This window comes from Fusibacter sp. (assembly GCF_057447755.1).
Genome location: NZ_JBVBZF010000477.1, coordinates 1 through 1,964, shown reverse-complemented (window position 1 = coordinate 1,964; position 1,964 = coordinate 1). Strand labels below are relative to the sequence as shown.

Here is a 1,964-nt window from a genome sequence, read left to right as displayed (position 1 = left end):
GCTCAAGCGAGAATGGATAACCTTTTAACAGCATTCTATGCTGATGAAAACGTAGACGTTGTCTTATCGCCAAATGACTCTTTAGCACAAGGTGTAGTTGCTTCATTAAAAGCAGCTGGCTACGGCTCAACAGACAGACCTTTCCCAATCTTAACAGGTCAAGACTGTGATACAACAAACGTTAAAATGTTAATCGCTGGTGAGCAATCAATGTCAGTATTTAAAGATACGAGAACATTAGCTGGTAAAGTAGTAGAAATGGTTGACGCAATCATGAAAGGTACTGAACCACCAATCAACGATACAAAAACTTATGACAATGGCATTAAAATTGTACCTTCATATTTATGTGAACCTGTATTCGCTGATGTGAACAATTACAAAGCACTTTTAATTGATTCAGGTTATTATACAGAAGATCAACTCAAATAAGGAATTGTTGATAGGTGCTGTGGTAATCTTAGGTTGCCGCAGCATCTATTTTTAAGGAGTATACTATGTCAGAAACTAGGAAGTCTGAAAACATACTTGAAATGATAAATATCACAAAGACCTTTCCAGGGGTTAAAGCACTTGATTCCGTGCATTTAGAGGTCAAAAATGGCGAAATTCACGCGCTGGTGGGTGAGAATGGTGCGGGAAAATCTACTTTAATGAGTGTTTTAAGTGGCATTTATCCCCATGGAAGCTATACGGGTGATATATTGTTTGAAGGTTCTCTTTGTAGCTTTAGAAACATTAAGGAAAGTGAAAAAAAGGGGATTGTCATCATTCATCAGGAGCTCGCTTTGAGTCCCTACATGAGCATTGCTGAGAATATTTTTCTTGGGAATGAACAATCTGAAAAGGGCATCATTGACTGGAATAAGACACATGCTAAAGCTAAGAAACTCATAGAACTTGTTGGTCTAAAAGAGAACCACAACACCTTAGTAAGAGATATCGGTGTGGGTAAACAGCAGCTTGTGGAAATCGCAAAGGCCCTTTCCAAGGATGTTAAACTCCTCATTCTAGATGAACCAACAGCGGCTTTAAATGATGATGATTCAGAGCATTTGCTCAATCTTTTAATGAAGATCAATAAAGAACAAGGTATTTCATGCATTATTATTTCTCATAAACTAAATGAAGTCACAAAAATATCGGATCAAATTACAGTAATCAGGGATGGACACACCATCGAAACACTGAAAAAAGGACATGATGAAATTACAGAAGCAAGAATTATCAAGGGCATGGTTGGACGCGACCTCGTAAATCGTTTTCCAAAGCGCATGCCCAATATTGGTGAAGTGAATTTTGAAGTGAAGCACTGGACGGTTTATGATCCAATGGATGAATCCAGAAAACGCATTGACAATGTCAATATAAACGTTAGAAAAGGTGAAATTTTAGGGATTGCAGGCCTTATGGGATCGGGAAGAACTGAGCTTGCAATGAGTATTTTTGGAAAAGCGTATGGAAAGCACATCACAGGAGAGCTCTATAAGGATGGCAAGCAGCTTGAGCTTAAGGATGTGAAACACGCCATTAAAAATGGCCTAGCCTATGTGACAGAAGACAGAAAACACGCAGGTTTAGTATTGATAGATGATATTAAGAGAAATATTACACTTGCCAACCTAGAAAAAATCAGTAAAAGGCAAGTGGTAAATGATAACAAAGAATTAATCGTAGCCGATGAATACAGGGGGAAACTCAATATCAAGTCCTCTAGCATCCATCAAAAAACAGGTAACCTGTCAGGTGGCAATCAGCAAAAGGTTGTACTCAGCAAATGGATATTCTCAGAACCGGACATCCTCATCTTAGATGAACCAACAAGGGGGATTGACGTCGGCGCTAAATATGAGATATATACCATCATTCAGCAGCTTGCAAATGAAGGTAAATCCATCATTGTCATTTCATCTGAACTGCCTGAAATCCTAGGCATTTGTGACCGTGTTTACGTCATGAATGAG

At 38.6% G+C, this 1,964-nt stretch carries 2 protein-coding genes; both read left to right on the top strand.

Annotated elements, in window-relative coordinates; genetic code table 11:
* Positions 1-432 (top strand): substrate-binding domain-containing protein (locus AC220I_RS21855; RefSeq protein ID WP_486725985.1); only part of this gene is annotated, 432 nt, incomplete at its 5' end.
* A 65-nt stretch (positions 433-497) separates the two neighbouring features.
* Positions 498-1,964 (top strand): multiple monosaccharide ABC transporter ATP-binding protein (mmsA, locus tag AC220I_RS21850; protein ID WP_486725984.1); only part of this gene is annotated, 1,467 nt, incomplete at its 3' end.